Annotated in this window: 16 protein-coding genes; 5 read left to right on the top strand and 11 right to left on the bottom strand. The window is 62.6% G+C overall.

Annotated features, from left to right (window positions below; all coding sequences use genetic code 11):
• Positions 1-31: 31 nt before the first annotated feature.
• The 4 genes from phaR to phaC all read right to left on the bottom strand — a co-directional run bounded on the left by phaR (position 32) and on the right by phaC (position 4,910).
• The gene (gene phaR / locus M1D44_RS06510; RefSeq protein ID WP_024975563.1) at positions 32-586 is read right to left on the bottom strand and encodes a polyhydroxyalkanoate synthesis repressor PhaR; all 555 of its coding nucleotides are present in this window, start codon (positions 584-586) and stop codon (positions 32-34) included.
• Positions 587-981: 395 nt separating this feature from the next.
• Positions 982-1,722, bottom strand: coding sequence for a 3-ketoacyl-ACP reductase (locus tag M1D44_RS06505; RefSeq protein ID WP_024975562.1), 741 nt, complete (start codon positions 1,720-1,722; stop codon positions 982-984).
• Positions 1,723-1,845: 123 nt separating this feature from the next.
• On the bottom strand, positions 1,846-3,027 hold the full coding sequence (locus M1D44_RS06500) for an acetyl-CoA C-acetyltransferase (RefSeq protein WP_316853872.1): 1,182 nt from the start codon (positions 3,025-3,027) through the stop codon (positions 1,846-1,848).
• Between the two features lie 89 nt (positions 3,028-3,116).
• Positions 3,117-4,910: a class I poly(R)-hydroxyalkanoic acid synthase gene (gene phaC / locus M1D44_RS06495; protein ID WP_024975560.1), complete on the bottom strand. Its 1,794-nt coding sequence runs from the start codon at positions 4,908-4,910 to the stop codon at positions 3,117-3,119.
• Positions 4,911-5,180: 270 nt separating this feature from the next.
• Here phaC and M1D44_RS06490 point away from each other — a divergent pair, with 270 nt between their 5' ends.
• Complete coding sequence (locus M1D44_RS06490) at positions 5,181-5,417, top strand: hypothetical protein (protein WP_024975559.1); 237 nt, start codon at positions 5,181-5,183, stop codon at positions 5,415-5,417.
• A 4-nt stretch (positions 5,418-5,421) separates the two neighbouring features.
• Here the strand turns inward: M1D44_RS06490 and pgeF are convergent, their stop codons facing one another.
• Positions 5,422-6,231 (bottom strand): peptidoglycan editing factor PgeF, encoded by an 810-nt coding sequence (gene pgeF, locus M1D44_RS06485; protein ID WP_316853871.1) that lies wholly within the window; start codon positions 6,229-6,231, stop codon positions 5,422-5,424.
• Positions 6,215-7,327: an RluA family pseudouridine synthase gene (locus tag M1D44_RS06480; RefSeq protein WP_024975557.1), complete on the bottom strand. Its 1,113-nt coding sequence runs from the start codon at positions 7,325-7,327 to the stop codon at positions 6,215-6,217. The genes pgeF and M1D44_RS06480 overlap by 17 nt, the downstream gene beginning before the upstream one ends.
• Before the next feature lie 15 nt (positions 7,328-7,342).
• Between M1D44_RS06480 and M1D44_RS06475 the strand changes: the two genes are divergently transcribed.
• Positions 7,343-8,212: an outer membrane protein assembly factor BamD gene (locus M1D44_RS06475; protein WP_024975556.1), complete on the top strand. Its 870-nt coding sequence runs from the start codon at positions 7,343-7,345 to the stop codon at positions 8,210-8,212.
• A gap of 66 nt (positions 8,213-8,278) precedes the next feature.
• On the opposite strand, the gene M1D44_RS06470 is transcribed toward M1D44_RS06475, so the two are convergent.
• The 3 genes from M1D44_RS06470 to M1D44_RS06460 form a co-directional block, all read right to left on the bottom strand.
• A complete protein-coding gene (locus M1D44_RS06470) occupies positions 8,279-10,420 on the bottom strand; it encodes an ATP-dependent DNA helicase (RefSeq protein ID WP_316853870.1) in 2,142 nt (713 codons plus the stop codon).
• 84 nt (positions 10,421-10,504) lie between these two features.
• Complete coding sequence (locus M1D44_RS06465; protein WP_024975554.1) at positions 10,505-10,708, bottom strand: DUF465 domain-containing protein; 204 nt, start codon at positions 10,706-10,708, stop codon at positions 10,505-10,507.
• Between the two features lie 35 nt (positions 10,709-10,743).
• On the bottom strand, positions 10,744-11,508 hold the full coding sequence (locus M1D44_RS06460; protein ID WP_037031559.1) for a hypothetical protein: 765 nt from the start codon (positions 11,506-11,508) through the stop codon (positions 10,744-10,746).
• A gap of 110 nt (positions 11,509-11,618) precedes the next feature.
• On the opposite strand from M1D44_RS06460, the gene M1D44_RS06455 reads away from it, so the two are divergent.
• Complete coding sequence (locus M1D44_RS06455) at positions 11,619-13,952, top strand: Tex family protein (protein WP_316853869.1); 2,334 nt, start codon at positions 11,619-11,621, stop codon at positions 13,950-13,952.
• Between the two features lie 187 nt (positions 13,953-14,139).
• The gene (locus M1D44_RS06450; protein ID WP_024975551.1) at positions 14,140-14,598 is read left to right on the top strand and encodes a DUF4148 domain-containing protein; all 459 of its coding nucleotides are present in this window, start codon (positions 14,140-14,142) and stop codon (positions 14,596-14,598) included.
• An 82-nt stretch (positions 14,599-14,680) separates the two neighbouring features.
• Here the strand turns inward: M1D44_RS06450 and M1D44_RS06445 are convergent, their stop codons facing one another.
• Entirely contained in the window at positions 14,681-16,582 is a 1,902-nt protein-coding gene (locus M1D44_RS06445) for a potassium transporter Kup (RefSeq protein WP_024975550.1), read from the bottom strand.
• Positions 16,583-16,972: 390 nt separating this feature from the next.
• On the opposite strand from M1D44_RS06445, the gene M1D44_RS06440 reads away from it, so the two are divergent.
• Positions 16,973-17,212, top strand: a complete 240-nt coding sequence (locus M1D44_RS06440; protein ID WP_024975549.1) for a hypothetical protein — start codon at positions 16,973-16,975, stop codon at positions 17,210-17,212.
• A 12-nt stretch (positions 17,213-17,224) separates the two neighbouring features.
• On the opposite strand, the gene M1D44_RS06435 is transcribed toward M1D44_RS06440, so the two are convergent.
• Entirely contained in the window at positions 17,225-18,259 is a 1,035-nt protein-coding gene (locus M1D44_RS06435; RefSeq protein ID WP_316853868.1) for a quinone-dependent dihydroorotate dehydrogenase, read from the bottom strand.
• Positions 18,260-18,450 lie beyond the last annotated feature (191 nt).

Below are 18,450 nucleotides of genomic sequence, written 5' to 3'. Positions count from 1 at the left end.
CGATTCGCCTTGTTTTGCCAGCCAGCCAAACTTACTTCTTCTCGGGCGGCTGATTGAACGGGAATGTCCCGAACATGTTCTTGGCTTGACTCTGCATCTGCTCCTGCATCTGCACGAACAGGTTTTTGCTCTGCTCGATGTAGTTGCTCATCATGCCTTGCATCATCGGCCCCTGCATGTTCATGAATTGCGACCACATGTCAGGGTTGAAGGAGTTGCCGCTGTACAGATCCTTGGAGTTTTCGGCCAGCTTGCTCTGGATGTCGACAAACGCCTGGATGTTCTTTTCCAGGTACGTGCCCATCATGCCCTGCATGGCGTTGCCATAGAAACGGATGATCTGAGCGAGCATCGCGCCGGAGAACATCGGCACACCGCCGGTTTCCTCTTCCAGGATGATCTGCAGCAGGATGCTGCGGGTCAGGTCTTCACCGGATTTCGCATCAACAACGCGAAACTCTTCAGTTTCCATCACGAGCTGCTTAACGTCTGCCAGCGTGATGTACGTGCTGGTTTGGGTATCGTAGAGCCGGCGGTTGGGATATTTCTTGATCAGCCGTTCGGTGCCCTTCTTGCTGGTGGCCATCGTGCCTTTCCGTGTTGGCGATGCTGCTGCGGTGCAGCCGATGCAGTGCGAAATGACTGCACCGAGCGACGCAGCAAAATACGCGGTTGCCCGGTTGTTCCGATCTGCGTGCGAATGCTGCATTCAAGAGCAGCGCAGATGCATCCGGTTATGATCGGACGCCCCGTGTCTCCCTGCGGAGCGCCTCCGTGGTTGGATTCTATGCGGATCGCCTTGCAAAGAAAAGGCGACCTCCCCCGGTAAAAACCCGCAGCATTTTGATGCGGCTCACGCACTCGGACAGTTGCCCCGACAGGATGCAAAAAGCCTGCTGCAATGCAATCGAGCATTGCAGCATGCAGGCAAATTCAGGGGAAAAATTGCTGCGCCCATGCTGCAGCATGGGCGTGGGAGCATCAGCCCATGTGCAGGCCGCCGTTGAGGGAGAAGTCCGCGCCGGTGGAGAAACCAGATTCTTCAGATGCCAGCCAAGCGCAGATCGAGGCGATCTCGGTCGGCTCGCCCAAGCGCTTGACCGGGATGGTGCCAATGATCTTGTCGAGCACATCCTGACGAATCGCTTTCACCATGTCGGTGGCGATATAGCCGGGCGACACCGTGTTGACCGTTACGCCCTTGGTTGCGACTTCCTGCGCCAGCGCCATCGTGAAGCCGTGCAAGCCAGCCTTGGCCGTCGAGTAGTTGGTCTGGCCAAACTGCCCCTTCTGGCCGTTCACCGACGAGATGTTGACGATACGGCCCCAGCCGCGATCCGCCATGCCGTCGATGACCTGCTTGGTCACGTTGAACAGCGAAGTCAGGTTGGTGTCGATCACTGCATCCCAGTCAGCGCGGGTCATCTTGCGGAACACCACGTCGCGCGTGATGCCGGCGTTGTTGATCAGGACATCCACCTCACCCACTTCAGCCTTGACCTTGTCGAACGCGGCCTTGGTGGACTCCCAATCACCGACGTTGCCCTCGGACGGCACGAAATCGAAACCGAGCGCCTTTTGCTGTTCGAGCCATTTCGCCTTGCGCGGCGAGTTCGGGCCGCAGCCTGCGACAACGGTGAAGCCGTCGCGCGCCAAGCGCTGGCAAATCGCCGTTCCGATACCGCCCATGCCACCGGTGACGTATGCAATGCGTTTGGTCATGTCCACTCCTAGTCCTTGTTGTTAGAACTGCCTGGCCTCTTGCCAGGCAGCAAATGCTCAGGTGTCTCGGATTGGCGTGTGTGGCGTTCGTTCCGCCTCACGCCAATCCCACTGCAAAAAAACTTACGGGCGCTCAACCGCCAGTGCCACGCCCATGCCGCCGCCGATACACAGCGAGGCGAGGCCCTTCTTCGCATCGCGCTTCTGCATTTCGTGCAACAGCGTGACCAAGATGCGGCAGCCCGACGCGCCGATCGGGTGACCGATCGCAATCGCACCGCCATTGACGTTGACCTTGGACGTATCCCAGCCCATCTGTTGATGCACTGCAAGCGCCTGAGCGGCAAACGCCTCGTTGATTTCCATCAGGTCCAGGTCGCCCACCGACCAGCCGGCGCGCGACAGGCAGCGCTGCGATGCCGGTACCGGCCCCATGCCCATGACCTTCGGATCCAGACCGGCGCTCGCGTACGCACGGATCGTGGCCAGCGGCGTCAGACCCAGTGCCTTGGCCTTGGCTGCCGACATCACCACGACAGCGGCGGCGCCATCGTTCAGGCCCGAGGCGTTGGCCGCCGTCACCGTGCCGGCCTTGTCGAAGGCGGGCTTCAACCCAACCATCGATTCGAGCGTGGCGCCATGGCGAACGAACTCGTCCTGCGTAAAGGCAATCGGATCGCCCTTGCGCTGCGGGATCAGGATCGGAACGATTTCGTCGTTGAAGCGGCCCGACTTCTGCGCAGCTTCCGCCTTGTTCTGCGAAGCCACGGCAAACTCGTCCTGCGCTTCACGCGTGATGCCGTATTCCTTGGCGACGTTTTCGGCCGTGATGCCCATGTGGTATTGGTTGTAGACGTCCCACAGCCCATCCACAATCATCGAATCAATAAGCTTGGCATCGCCCATGCGGAAACCATCGCGCGAGCCCGGCAGGACGTGCGGCGCGGCGGACATGTTTTCTTGGCCACCGGCCACGACGATCTCGGCATCACCCGCCATGATGGCGTTGGCGGCCAGCATCACGGCCTTCAGGCCCGAGCCGCACACCTTGTTGATGGTCAGGCCGGGCACCATGTTCGGCAGCCCGGCCTTGATGACGGACTGGCGCGCCGGGTTCTGGCCCGAGCCTGCCGTCAGCACTTGGCCCATGATGACTTCGCTCACCTGATCCGGTGCCACCTTGGCACGCGCCAGCGCTTCGCGGATAACGGCCGCGCCAAGCTCAGGCGCAGCGATCTTCGCCAGCGAGCCACCAAACTTGCCCACGGCGGTGCGTACCGCCGATACGATCACAACATCGGTCATTTGCTTACCTTCCACTGTCGAAAGAGAGGGTCGTTGGACACCGTCAGCGGCCGAAGCCGCGACGGCAACGGGGGTTCATGCGCGCGATCTTACGCTTTCTGTTTGACGTAGCGGCCAGGTGCCGGCTCGATGGCCGGGTAGTCCGCATTGCCGTAGCTCTTGGGTGCAGCCTTCTGCGCGCCGGCATGTGATGCCAGCCACGTTGACCAATCCGGCCACCAGCTGCCCGGATGCTCCTTGGCACCCTCGAGCCACGCATCGGCGGTATCGGGCAGCTTGGGATTGATCCAATGCGAACGCTTGTTGGCCGCGGGCGGGTTGATCACGCCTGCGATATGTCCCGAGGCGCCCAGCACGAAACGCCGCTTGCCCTTGAGCAGCGGCACAGAGCCATAAGCGGACTTCCACGGGACGATGTGGTCTTCACGCGAGCCATAGATGTAGACCGGCACGTCGATCTTGCCGAGATCCACCGGTGTGCCGTTCACCTTCAGCTTGCCCGGCGTTTTGAGGTCGTTCTGCAGATACGTATGGCGCAAATACCAGCAGTACCACGGGCCAGGCAGGTTGGTGGAGTCGCCATTCCAGTACAGCAGGTCAAACGGCGCGGGCGTCTTGCCCTTCAGATAATTCTCGACAACGTAGTTCCAGACCAGATCGTTCGGGCGCAGGAACGAGAACGTGTTTGCCAGCTCCACACCGCGCAGCAGGCCCGGACCGGTCGGCGCATTGCTGCCGATGGTCTTCTCACGCATTTCCACCTGGGCTTGATCGACGAACACGTCGAGAATGCCGGTGTCCGTAAAGTCGAGCAGCGTGGTTAGCAGCGTCAGGCTTGCGGCCGGATGCTCGCCGCGCTCAGCCAGCACGGCCAGGGCAGTCGAAAGGATCGTTCCGCCCACGCAAAAGCCCAGCACATTGATCTGGTCCTGCGCAGAAATTTCGCGCGCTACGCGAATGGCCTCGATCGCGCCGCCTTCGATGTAGTCGTCCCACGTGCGGGACGCCATGCTCGCGTCCGGATTGCGCCACGACACCAGGAACACGGTATTGCCCTGCTCCACCGCATAGCGCACCAGCGAATTGGCCGGCTGCAGATCCAGGATGTAGAACTTGTTGATGCAGGGCGGCACCAGCAGCAGCGGGCGCGCATGCACCTTGGTCGTCAGCGGCTTGTACTGGATGAGCTGGAAGTAATCGTTCTCGAAGACGACGGCACCTTCGCTGTTGGCGACATTGCGGCCGATCTCGAACGCCGTTTCGTCGGTCTGCGAGATCTTGCCGCGCTCCATGTCCTGCAGCATGTTCAGGATGCCGGTCCGCAGGGATTCGCCACGCGATTCAATCAGATGCTTCTGGGCCTCTGGGTTGGTCGCAAGGAAGTTGGACGGCGACATGGCGGCCGTCCATTGCGACACGGCAAAACGCACGCGCTCGCGGGTCTTGGCGTCAGCCTGCACGGCGTCGGCCATTTCCATCAGCGTGCGGGCGTTAAGCACGTAGAACGCGGCGGCATAGCCGTAGAGCGGGCTCTTGCGCCAGGCATCGTTCGAGAAGCGGCGATCAGACGGCGCCACGGCCTCAGCGCTTTCGCCGGTGCTCATGTGGCGCCAGATCTGGAGCCACTCTTCAAGATATTTCTGCTGAATTTCGGCCAGCCGATCGTGCGGGATCAGCGCGAAGGGAACCGCGCCTTCGCCCATCGCTGCGCCGTTGAACTGGCCAAGACCCGGAGCCGCGGCACCGGGTTGTGCGAAGGCGCCCGCAAAGGCTTGCCATTGCTTGAACTGCTCCGCCCACTGCGTAGGGTCCGACAAGCCCTGCCAGGGAGCTTGAGTGTGGGCGCTAGATGCTTTGGATGATGTCGATTGACGCGATGCCATAGTGCCCTCGATCCGACGATATGCGCCGCTCCGGTTGGAACGGCGGCGCAACTCGTAGTATTGCGGGGCATTGTTGCCTTGCCGTTTCAAGGCTGTCAATCGGAGTTAGTCAATGATCGGCCGGAAACGCCCAGCCAGCGCGGGTTTTGCCACATTCGCCGAAAACAGCTCTGACCAAATGGCTAAGCACAGAACCGGGGCTATGGTCCAATTTGCGCAATTTCGTGCGAGACTGCTGCATTGCGCCAATGCCGGGCACTGCTTTTTCCCATGTATATCGTCGCCATCGCCTGGCTCTACGTCGTGTTGATGATGTCCTTGACTGAGCAATCTTGGATTGCCGGCATCGGCACATTTGTCTTCTACGGCGTGGCGCCGCTATCGCTCTTCCTCTGGATTGTCGGCACGCCGGCACGCAGGCGCCGCCGCAAAGCCCAGGAAGCCGCGCAAGACAAGGCGGACACGGCCCCCACGCTGAGCAGCGATGCAGGCGACGGCGCCGCCTGAACGCTCACTCCGCGCGCCAGATCAGCGTCGCCATGCGGCCCGTGGTGCGCTCCCGACGGTACGAATAGAAGCGCTCGGCGTCCTTCATCGTGCATAGGCCACCGCCGTACACGTCAGTACAGCCGGCGCGTGCCAGCCGCAGTCGGGCCAACACATACAGATCAGCGAAGAACTTGCCCGCGGATGCGCCTTCCACGAAAGCCGCCTGGGTGGCAGGTAATTCACCGGGCTGAGCGGCGTCGATAAAGGCTTGGCGCACTTCCCCACCCACTTCAAAGCACGATGGCCCAATGGCCGGCCCCAGCCAGGCCAGCCACGTTGGATCGGCTTCCTGGCCGCTGGCGCGCAACCGTTGCGTCATTGCATCCAGCGTGCGCTCGATCACGCCACCGCATAGACCGCGCCAGCCCGCATGCGCCGCACCCACGGTTACGCCGCGAGCGTCGCTCAGCAAGACAGGCAGACAATCCGCCGTCATCACCACGCAGACGCGATCCCGCCACGACGCCACCGCCGCGTCGGCAACCACAGGCGCGGACGTGCCGACGAGTTGATCAAGATCCGCCACGCCGGTGCCGTGCACCTGCTCCATCCACGCCGGCTCGGTGGGTAGCGCTGCACGCAAGATGCGGCGGTTCTGTTCAACGGCTTCCGGCGCATCACCAACGTGCTGACCAAGGTTCAGACCGCCAGGCAAACCACCGGCCAATCCGTAAGGCCCTGTGCTGACGCCACCCAGACGGGTCGTGGCCAGCGCTTTGACATGCGGATGCGCGGGCCAGTCGGGAACGATCCAGTCAGTTGATATCGGCATCGGGATCCAGGTCGAGGGCTTCCAGAAGATCGGCGAAATCGTCGGGCACGCCAGCTTCCCAGTGCACCGATTTGCCCGATGCGGGATGCACGAGCCCCAGGCGCACCGCGTGCAGCGCCTGCCGCGTAAATGGCACCGGCAGCTGCGCCTTGATTGTCTGTGGCTTGCCACGGCGGAAGTTGCGCGTGTACACCGGATCGCCAAGCAGAGGATGCCCCTCCGATTCAAAGTGCACACGGATCTGGTGTGTACGACCGGTCTCGAGCTGGCAGCGCACCAGCGATACCTGCGCGCGCCCGAGGTCCACCACGTCCAGCGTCTTGAAATGCGTGCGCGCCGGCTTGCCGCTGGCCGTCTCGATGATGGCCATGCGCGTGCGGTCGCGCGGGTCCCGGCCAATCGGAGCGTCGATCGTGGCTTCTTCCGGCGTTTCGCCCCACACCAGCGCAAGATAAGTCCGCTTGACGGTACGTGCCTGCAGTTGGCGCACGAGATCGGTTTGCGCTGGTAGCGTACGGGCAACCACCATCAGGCCGGAAGTGTCCTTGTCGAGGCGGTGGACGATGCCGGCGCGCGGCAGCTCCACGGCGTCGGGATAGCGGTGCAGCAGGCCATTGAGCACCGTGCCGCTCCAGTTACCCGCAGCCGGATGCACCACAAGGCCGGCAGGCTTGTTGATGACGAGCAGCGTGTCGTCTTCGTACACCACATCCAGATCGATGGGCTCGGCAACGAAGGCGCTTTCGTCTGCCGCGCGCTGCGGGACGACTTCAATGCGGTCACCGCCGGAGATGGCCGCACGCGGGCGCACGACTTCACCCCGCAGGCGCACCGCACCTGCGTCAATCCATTGCTGCAGGCGGCTGCGCGAATAATCGGGCAGCAGCTTGGCAAGCGCCTTGTCCAGGCGCTCGCCGTGCATGGCTTCCGGAATCTCGACGATGATCGGTTCGACCGCCGGTGCCGCATCTGCGGCATGCAAATCGAGCGCCTCATCATCGAGGGCGTCTTCCGTCTCCGGCGCAGTGAGGGAAACGTCAGCCAGTGCGTCGTCTGACACAGGGCTTGGGCTATAATGCTTGATGCGATTTTTCATTCAGAAAAGGTGCCCATGTCGGTCACGAGCGTAAAGCAGGCGCGTATTGGAAGTCGAATCGGCAATCGAATCGGCAGTCGAATCCGCGCACAAATCGGAGCAGTGTTGGTAGCAGGCGTTGCATGTCTGGCTATCTCGGCCTGCGGCATCCTGCCGGAACAGCAAGACGAAACTGCTGGCTGGTCAGCTAACAAATTATATTCGGAAGCGAAGGATTCGCTCGACGGCGGTGACTACGCCAAGGCGGTCAAGTACTACGAAAAGCTCGAAAGCCGCTATCCGTTCGGGCCGTACGCCCAGCAAGCCCAGATCGAAACCGCCTACGCCAACTACAAGGATGGCGAAACGGCTGCCGCGCTGGCCTCGGTTGATCGCTTCATCCAGCTGCACCCGAATCACCCCAGTGTGGATTACGCCTATTACCTCAAGGGCCTGATCAACTTCAACGACAACCTGGGTTGGCTCGGCCGCTTCTCGAACCAGGACTTGAGCGAGCGCGACCCGAAGGCGGCGCGCTCTGCCTACGACGCGTTCAAGACGCTGATCACGCGTTTCCCGAACAGCAAGTACACGCCGGACGCCACGCAGCGCATGCAATACATCGTGAACGCGATGGCCGAGCATGAAGTGGGCGCCGCGCGCTACTACTATCGCCGTGGCGCTTACTTGGCCGCCGTCAACCGCGCACAGGACGCCATCAAGGATTACGATCGCGCCCCGGCTGTGGAAGAAGCGCTGTACATCATGATGAAGTCGTACGAAGCGCTGGGCATGAAGGACATGCGCGACGACACCGAACGCATCATCAAGCAGAACTACCCGAAGAGCGACTTCCTCGCCTACGGCCAGCGCAAGAAAGACAAGCCCTGGTACCAATGGTGGTAAGCAAGGCTTGAACTGCACAGCAAAAAGCCCGGTCGATTGGCCGGGCTTTTTGTTTGTGCGTGCGGATCAGTCTTCAAGGTCGCCGGCAGGCGGATCATCCGAATCCGGCCGCAGGGAACGCAGGAACTCGGCGGCGGTCTCGGCCTCGCGCGTACGCTTGAACGGCGGCAGGCTCTGCCAGATCTGGCGACCGTAGTTTTTCTCGACCAAGCGAGGGTCGCAGATCATCAGCACGCCGCGATCGGTCTCCGAGCGAATCAACCGGCCGGCACCTTGCTTGAGCGTGATCACCGCATGCGGCAGTTGGTGCACGGCAAACGGGCTCAGCCCCTTTTTCTCCAGGGCCTCCATCCGGGCGCTCAGCACCGGATCATCGGGTGGGGCGAACGGCAACTTGTCGATCACGACCAGCGAGAGCGCCTCACCGCGTACGTCCACGCCCTCCCAGAAGCTCTGGCTCCCGATCAGCACGGCGTTGCCGAGCGCACGAAAACGGTCCAGGAGTTCCGTACGGCTGGCCTGGCCCTGCACAAGCAGCGGGAAATCCCACCCGCGTTGCGCGAATTCGTCCGTCAAGCGTTCGGCGGCGCGGTTCACGGCGCGCAACGTCGTGCATAGCAAGAACGTCTTACCACCCGCTGCCTCAATGAGCGGCAAGGTGGCGTCGAGTACCGCATCGGTAAAGCGCGGATCGCTCGGCTGCGGCAGATCGCGCGGCACATAGAGCAAGCCTTGCGAGGCGTAATCGAACGGGCTGTCGAGCGTCATCGAGCGATCACGATCCAGGCCCAACTGTGCGGCGTAGTGCGTGAAGTTGCCGCGCACCGAAAGCGTGGCGGAGGTGAAGACCCACGCGCGCGGCTGGCCGGCACGTTGGCGCGAAAAAATCGGCGCGATCGACAACGGCGTCAGATGCAACTGCACGGAATTGGCGAACACCTCGACCCAGCGCACACGTTCGTCGACGGGGGCCGCGCTCTCGCCCTCCTTGCCCTCGTCGTCACCTTCCTTCTTTGGCACCTTCGGCGGTTTGGGATCGGCCCACGCATCAAGCTTTTCACACAGCGCCGCGGCGCGGCGATGGCATTGCTCGATGGTCTCGGCGCGCTCGGCCTGGGCTTCCAGCGCGCCGGTAAAGTCGGAAAGCGCCTGCTCCAGCTTCGGCAACACCTCGTAGAACGGCTTGGCGAGTGCCGCATCATTGTCGATCTGCTTGATCGACAGGCGTGAGCCGTCCTGGCGGAAAACCAGGCGCAGATCGCGCGCGGCACGCTCCAGCGGGGCCGCTATCGCGACCCAATCCACCGCATCGCGTGCATGCGAAAGGCCTTCGGCCACGCTGTCGCGCGCAAGCTCGAGAATCTGGTTCGTCGAGATGGTCTCGCCAAAGAACAACGTGGCGGTTTCGGGCAGCTGGTGGGCTTCGTCGAAGATGATCGTGTTGGCGGCGGGCAGCAGTTCGGCCATGCCGGTGTCCTTCAACATCACGTCTGCGAAGAACAGGTGATGGTTGACTACCACCACGTCGGCCTGCTGCGCCTCCTTGCGGGCGCGCATGACGAAGCAGTCTTTGTAATACGCGCAGTCCGAACCCAGGCAGTTGTCGCGCGTGGACGTGACGAGGTTCCACACCGGCGCGTTCTCGGGCACGCTAGCAAGTTCGGCTTTGTCGCCTGTTTTCGTTGTCTTCAGGAAGAGGTTGATCTGGCGCAGCCACGCGGCGTCCTGGCGCGAAGAAAGGCGCCCGTTCTGCGACGTGCGCTCCACGTGGTAATGACAGACGTAATTGGCGCGGCCCTTGAGCAGCGCCACCGACACCGGCGCATTCAGCGCCTTGCGCACGGTCGGGATGTCGCGCAGGAAGAGCTGGTCCTGCAGGTTCTTCGTCCCGGTGGACAGGATCACCTTGCCGCCCCAGAGCATCGCCGGGACAAGGTAAGCGTAGGTTTTCCCCGTGCCCGTACCGGCCTCGACGATGATCGAATCGGCAGCCTCGATGGCATTGGCCACCGCCTGCGCCATCGTCAGCTGCGCACTACGGGGCCGGTAGCCATCGATACCCTTGGCCAGCGTGCCGTCATCGGCAAAGAGCGTAGCCAGCTCGCCATGATGAGCATCGGTAGGTGGAGAGGCGGCGGGAACCGAAGCATCGCTGGTATCGGCGTCGGAATCAGCCGACGGCTCGGCCAGCGGGGAAAGCGAAGTCAACGCGGAATCCGTGGAGTCAAATGACGGAGGCCGCACGTGATTGCGGCCTCTCGGGATGAAAATCGAACCAACTTTGGGCAGGCGCTAAGCCGGCACGTCCGGCTCAAGCTGCAACTGTAGCAGGGTGATGGTGTCCTTGAGTTTCAGGCGGCGCTTCTTGAGGCGGCGCAGCTGCAACTCGTCGTGACCGGCCGTACCTGCCAGCCGGTCGATCAGGAAATCGAGATCGCGGTGCTCGATCTGCAATTCAATGATGCGACGCGAGATCGTGTTCAGATCGCTGTCCATCGCTCTCCCTCCGGAAGCCCGGCCTTGGCTGAAGTTTAGAACCCCAGCGGACTGGTGTTGTTCTGGTTTTGCTCGTTGCGGCGCTTGGTTTGTTCGCGGCGCTCTTCCAGTTCTTTCTGGCGCTTGGCCGCGTCTTGCTGCTTTTCCTGGAATTGCTTGACGCTTTCGGCCCGCTTGGCGGCGTTGGCTGCGCCCTGCTCCTGCGCAGCCTTCAGCTTGGCATCGTAATCGGCCTGCTTCTTGGCCGCGGCCTGCGCGTTGGCGGCGCGCTGCGGCGCTTCGGCCTGGCGCTGCGCTTCGTTCAGGCGCTGCTGTTCCTGCTTGTTCGAGAAATCGGTGCGATTCTTCTGCTCGGCGGCTTCACGCTGGGGGCGTTCGGCGTTGTACTGAGCCTCGCGGATGGCGCGTTCCTGGTCGCGGCGGGCTGCGCGGTCGGCACGCTCGGCTTCGTCCAGTGCCAACTCACGTTCGCGGATGGTGTGGAGTTCCGTGCGGCGCACATCCTTGGCCTTGTCGATGCAGTGCGTGACGAGGAATTTGTCGTAGCAGGCGCGCTCAGCCTGGGCATAGCGGTATTCGGCCCAGGATTTGGCGCTGGTGATGCGATCGTGCTCGGCGCCGAAATCCGGCTGTGTGGCGGGCACCGCAGCGGCTGGCGCAGAGGCCGGCTGAGACTGGCTCCATACAGGCGCGGCCACCAGCGCGGCACTGAGCACGGACGCCGGCAGAACCAAACGGGAAGCGCGGCGCGCAGGAGCGCGGCGACGGACAGAAAACAGGAGCGTAGGCATAACGCGCATTTTATCACCGCGCCTGTGCGGCAAACGCCGCGCGGCCACGGATTTCAGCTCAGGAACAGGGTTCGCGTTGTGGCAAAATGCGCGGCTTTCCATCGCACTCTCTGGAAGCAATGACTGATTCCGTGTTGCAGAAGATCGTCTCCCGCATCGCCACTGAACTGGCGGTCAGGCCGCAGCAGGTTGCCGCCGCCGTGCAACTGCTGGACGAAGGCGCCACCGTGCCCTTTATTGCACGTTACCGCAAGGAAGTGACGGACAACCTGGACGACACGCAACTGCGCAACCTGGAAGAACGCCTGCTGTACCTGCGCGAACTGGAAGACCGCCGCGCGGCCATCCTGGCTTCCATTGAAGAGCAAGGCAAGCTGACCGATGCCCTGCGCACCGCCATCGAGGCGGCCGAGACCAAGCAGGTGCTGGAAGATCTCTACCTGCCCTACAAGCCCAAGCGCCGCACGCGCGCCCAGATCGCTCGCGAATGCGGCCTGGAGCCGCTGGCCCAGGCACTGCTGGCCGACCCGACGCTCGACCCTCAAACCGAAGCCGCCAAGTTCGTCAACGGCAATCCGACTGCCGATGGCGGCGTGCCAGACGTGAAGGCTGCGCTGGACGGCGCGCGCGACATCCTCTCCGAACAGTTTGGCGAGACGGCCGAGCTGCTTGGCAAGGTGCGCGACCACCTTTGGAATCAGGGCCAGGTTTCGTCGACGGTGGTGGAAGGCAAGGAAACTGCCGAAGAAGAAAAATTCCGCGATTACTACGCGTACAGCGAGCCGATCCGCAACGTACCGTCGCACCGCGCGCTGGCGCTGTTCCGCGGCCGCAACGCGGGCGTGCTGTTCGTGAAGCTCGGTTTGGGCGAAGAACAGGACGCGCTAATTCCGCACCCGTGCGAAGTCATGATCGCGCGCCATGTCGGCATCGAGAACAAGGGCCGCGCGGCTGACAAGTGGCTGTCGGACGTGTGCCGCTGGTGCTGGCGCGTGAAGGTCCAGCCGCATATCGAGACCGAACTCCTCACGCAACTGCGCGAATCCGCTGAGGCCGAGGCCATCAAGATCTTCGGCCGCAATCTGCACGACCTGCTGCTGGCCGCGCCGGCTGGCCCCAAGGCAGTAATGGGCGTCGATCCGGGCATCCGCACGGGCTGCAAGATCGCGGTGGTGGACCACACTGGCAAGCTGCTCGAAACCGCCACGATCTACCCGCACGAACCGCGCCGCGACTGGAACGGTTCGCTCGCGACGATGGCCCGTCTGGCCAAGCAGCACGGCGTGGCACTGGTTTCAATCGGCAACGGCACGGCAAGCCGCGAGACCGACAAGCTGGTGCAAGACCTCATGCGTAACGCTCCGGAGCTGAAGCTGACCAAGATCGTGGTGAGCGAGGCTGGCGCGTCGGTGTATTCGGCGTCGGAGCTGGCGGCCAAGGAATTCCCGGAGCTGGATGTGTCGCTGCGTGGCGCGGTGTCGATCGCGCGTCGCCTACAAGACCCGCTGGCCGAACTTGTGAAAATCGACCCGAAGTCGATCGGCGTCGGCCAGTATCAGCACGACGTGAACCAGCGCGAGCTGGCCCGCGCGCTGGACGCCATAGTCGAGGATTGCGTCAACGCGGTCGGCGTGGATGTGAACACGGCCTCTGCCCCGCTGCTGGCGCGTGTATCGGGGCTGAACTCGATCCTCGCCAAGAACATCGTCGAATACCGCGATGCCAACGGCGCGTTCACCAACCGCGACGCGCTCAAGAAAGTGCCACGCCTGGGCGACAAGACGTTCGAGCAGGCCGCCGGCTTTCTGCGCATCAATGACGGCGACAATCCGCTTGATCGCTCCTCGGTGCACCCCGAGGCGTATCCGGTGGTCAAGCGCATTCTGGACAGCATCAAGAAAGGCATCGGCGACGTGCTCGGCAACCGCGAGGCGCTGCGTGGCCTGACCGCTCGCGACTTCACCGACGAGAAGTTCGGCCTGCCGACCGTGGTCGACATTCTTTCTGAACTGGAGAAGCCCGGCCGCGACCCGCGCCCCGAGTTCAAGACGGCGACATTCCAGGACGGCGTCGAAGACATCAAGGATCTGCAGCCGGGCATGGTGCTCGAAGGCGTGGTGACGAACGTAGCAGCGTTTGGCGCGTTCATCGACATCGGCGTGCATCAGGATGGTCTGGTACACGTGTCGGCGCTGTCGACCAAGTTCGTGCGCGACCCGCACGAGGTGGTCAAGCCCGGCTTGATCGTCAAGGTCAAGGTGATGGAAGTGGACGTGAAGCGCAACCGCATCGGCCTGACGATGCGCCTGTCTGACGAGCCCGGCCAGGCGCCTGCGCGTACCAGCGGTGGTGATCGCCCGAGCAGTGGCGGCAATCGCCACGGCGGCCAGCAGCGTCGCGCGCCGGAACCGTCCGGCGCCATGGCGGAAGCCTTCGCCAAGCTCAAGCGCTAACGCGCACTCTGTTTAGCGGAACCCGCCCGGTTTTCGGACTCGGCGGGTTTTTTTATGGCTCGGCGCGCCTGTTACAAGTCCTTACGCGCCTGGATCTTTCCTAACACTCGCGCGTCGTCGACCGGTCTCTTCAGCCCGTTATGGAGACACAGGCACACACCGCCTGGCACCCACGAGGAGAAACTCCATGAAGACGAGCCACACCCTGATCGCTGCCCTGCTTGCTGTTGCCGGTACCGCCGCTTTCGCGCAGACCACGCCGCCAGCTCCTGTGTCGCCTGTTACGCAAATCCAGCAAGACAACCAGAAGATTCATCAGGACAACCGCGACATCCGTCACGACAACCGCGACATTCGCCAAGACCGTGCCGATATCGGCAAGGACAAGGCCGCCCTGGCTGACGAACGCGCCGAGCGCAATACCGCACAACGCCGCGAAAACCGCGATCTGGCGAACGGCAACGTCAAGGGTGCCGAATACTGGAGCAAGCAACGCGCTCAAGATCAGCATCAGGTCAACGCCGACCGCCGTGACTTGCACCAGGACCGCAAGGACCTCCACGCCGACGTCAAGGATCGCAACCACGACGTACACGCGCGCAACCACGAAGTGCACAAACGCGACCGCGAGGCCTCGAAGATCTAACCTGAACATCGCCTGACACCCAAACAAAACGGCCCGTGCGTCTCTCTCGCACGGGCCGTTTGTTATGCAGCGATACGGTCGGTCAGATCTCGACCTTCGTGCCCAACTCCACCACGCGGTTCGCAGGGATGTGGAAGAAGTCCGACGGCTTGGCGCCGTTCTGATGCATCCACGCAAACAAACGCTCACGCCACATCGACATGCCCGGCAACTTGGACGGCACCACCGATTCGCGCGCGATGAAAAACGACGTATCCATCAGCTCGCAGCGCGTGCCGATCTGCGGCTGACCCAGTTCAAGTACACGGTACACGTCCGGCGTTTCCTTGAAGCCGTATTCCGCGCGGGCGATGTAGATGCCGCTGCCCAGATCGCGCACGGACACGCGGTGCTTGTCGTCCACGTAGGGGATATCGCGCGTGACGAAGCTGATGAAGATCACGCGCTCGTGGAGCACGCGGTTGTGCTTCAGGTTATGCAGCAACGACACCGGCACGAACTCGGTATTGCCGGTCAGGAAAACGGCCGTGCCCTCGACACGATGCGGCGGATGCGCCAGCAACCCAGCCAGGAACGGCTCGAGCGGAATGCCGTCCTCCAGGCTGCGAGCACGCAGAAGCTTCTTGCCCTTGTACCAGGTCATCAGCAGGAAGAACACACCGGCGCCCAGCGTCAGCGGGAACCAACCGCCATCGCGGATCTTCAAGAGGTTGGCCGAGAAGAACGCCATGTCGACCACCAGGAAACAGAGGCTCACGAGCGTTACCAGCGCCGGATGCCAACGCCAGACTGAGCGCATCACCACTGCCGCCAGCACTGTCGTGATGACCATCGTGGTCGTTACGGCAATGCCATAGGCGGCGGCCAGGTTGTCGGACTTTTTGAACGCCAGCACCACGCCCACCACCAGGATCAGCAGCATCCAGTTGACCATCGGCACGTAGATCTGGCCGATCTCAGCTTCCGAGGTGTAGCGAATGCGCATGCGCGGCACAAAACCAAGCTGAATCGCTTGGCTCGTCAGCGAAAACGCGCCCGAAATCACGGCCTGCGAGGCAATGACGGTAGCCGCCGCAGCCAGCACCACCATCGGGAGTTGCAGCGCTTCCGGCACCGAACGGTAGAACGGGTTTTCGATGGTGCTCGGGTCGGTCAGCAACATCGCGCCTTGACCGAAGTAGTTCAGCAGCAGGCTCGGCGCCACGAGAAAGAACCACGCCCAGCGGATCGGACGGGCGCCGAAGTGGCCCATGTCGGCGTACAGCGCCTCAGCGCCGGTCAGCACCAGGAACACCGAACCCAGCACGATGAACGCCTGCAGCGCGTGGTTGTGCAGGAACGAAATCGCATACATCGGGTTGACGGCCACCAGGATCTGCGGCGCCTTCACCAGATTCATCATGCCCAGCGCAGCCAGCGCGGCAAACCACAGCAGCATCACGGGGCCAAACAACTTGCCGACCACCGACGTGCCGCTGCGCTGGATGAAGAACAGCACCGCCAGGATCACGAGCGTGATCGGCAATACGAACGGCGTCAATGCGGGTGCGGCGATTTCAAGACCTTCCATGGCCGACAGGACCGAGATGGCCGGCGTGATCACCGCATCGCCGTAGAACATGCACGCACCAAAGACGCCCAGCATCATCAGCAGCGACATGCGCTTGGAGTTGGTATTGGCCGTGCGCAGCGACAGCGCCATCAGCGCAAGGATGCCGCCCTCGCCGTTGTTGTCGGCGCGCATGACGAACAGCACGTACTTGAGCGACACCACGATCACCATCGCCCAGAACAGCATGGAGATGATGCCGAGCACCGCACCGCTGGAGAAAGGAATGCCGTGATCGGGGCTGAAGCACTCCTTGAGCGAATACAGCGGGCTGGTGCCGATGTCTCCGAACACCACACCCACGGCACCAATCACCATGGCGCGCAGGTTCACGTTGGTCTGGGGCGACCCGGTTGCTGTGAGGGCTTGACTCATGAACTTGGAAATCGGGCGGATTGCTGGCCGCTCAAAAAATCGTGCATTGCACAATGAGGGCGGATTGTACTCCCCGCCTCCGCCACGCCAACCCCTCAGACGGGCATTCGTTGCCGCGGTGCATCACGCTGTACAGCCATCCTGATAAAGCGTTCTGCAGGGCCGAAAGAACATTGCCCTGGCACACAGATATCGAATAAAGCACATTGTGCAGCGCGAGTCGTTCGCCTTGGCTCACAGGCAACACGTTATGCATGCTGTGCTGCACATAGCCGAAAGTAGGACTGCAGCCGACAGAACTTTGTAGGAAAATTCCTGACAAACCTTTATTGCAAATTATGTTGAGCGACTAGTAATCAGCCGCCCGGCACTTCCAAAACGGGGACGGCCTTGCCCCACTCACCCATCCGCATCTTGGGGCATTCCAAGCCTTCGCTGACCGCACTGATTGTGCTGCTGGTCGTGGCCGCCCTATTGTTTGCGATCCCGCGCATGATCCTGCCGTGGGCGCAGCCGGCTTTCATGCAGCGGCTCGACCCTGCTGTGTGGGCCGATTACGCTGGCCCGTACGACCTGGCAGCCGCCGTGGTGGCCGCCAGCGCGCTTATCATCTTCCTGCTTCGCCGCTGAGCGCGGCCGGCGTCAATGCGCCAGTGCGCGGGCGCATTCGGCAACCAGCGCGGGGCCTCGATAGATCAACCCCGTATACAGCTGTACCAGCTGGGCGCCAGCATCGATCTTCTCGCGCGCATGCGCGCCGGCGAGGATGCCGCCCACGCCAATGATGGGCACCGCATCGCCCAGCAAACCATGTAATGCGCGAATTACCCGCGTCGAGGCTTCACGTACGGGCTGGCCCGACAGGCCGCCCGCCTCTTCCGCGTGTGCCAGACCGGCGACGGCCTCACGGCTGATCGTCGTGTTGGTCGCAATCACGCCGTCCATCTTGTGACGCAGCAGCGCGTCGGCAACGTTGGCAATCTGGTCGCCATCCAAGTCCGGCGCAATCTTCAGTGCCACCGGCACGTAGCGCTTATGTTGGTCTGCCAGACGCTGTTGCGCGTCGCGCAGCGTACCGAGCAGGCTGTCCAGCTCGCTCGCGCCCTGCAGTTGGCGCAGGTTCTTCGTGTTCGGCGACGAAATGTTCACCGTCACGTAGCTCGCGTGCGGATACACGCGCTCCAGGCAATACAGGTAATCGTCGACAGCGCGCTCGATGGGCGTGTCGGCGTTCTTGCCGATGTTCAGGCCGAGCACGCCACCCGCCTCGCGCCACTTCGATGCCTTCACGTTATTGATGAACGCATCGACACCGCCGTTGTTGAAACCCATGCGATTGATGAGCGCATTGGCCGCCGGCAAGCGGAACATGCGCGGGCGCGGGTTGCCTGGCTGCGCACGCGGTGTGACCGTGCCGACTTCAATAAAACCGAAACCGAGCGCGCCGAGCGCATCGATATACGCACCATCCTTGTCAAGGCCAGCAGCCAGCCCCACTGGATTGGGAAACACCACGCCCATCACCGTGCGCGGCTGCGGGGCTACGCGTCCACCGATGCAGCCCGAAAGCCCCATCGCGTGGGCCCGCTTGAGCTGGTTCAGCGTGAAGTGATGCGCGTCTTCGGGATCCATCGAAAACAGCAGCGGGCGGGCAAGCGGGTACAGGGCGTTGAGCACGATCGGAATCAAGAGAGGAACGCGAAAGGCGGCATTGTAAACGGCCGGCACGCCGCAATGCACCGTGCGCGCCGCTTTCGAACCCGGCTGCGCACGATGTGTCCAAAGATCAGTCTGCGCCTGCCTTCGCGGCCCGTCACAGTGGAACACGCACCATCAATATGCATGCCGCACGAGAAAAGTGTTGCATC

This window comes from Ralstonia sp. SA306 (genome assembly GCF_054792405.1).
The sequence above is the reverse complement of the archived record's forward strand: the minus strand, read 5'-3'. Positions and strand labels throughout refer to the sequence as shown.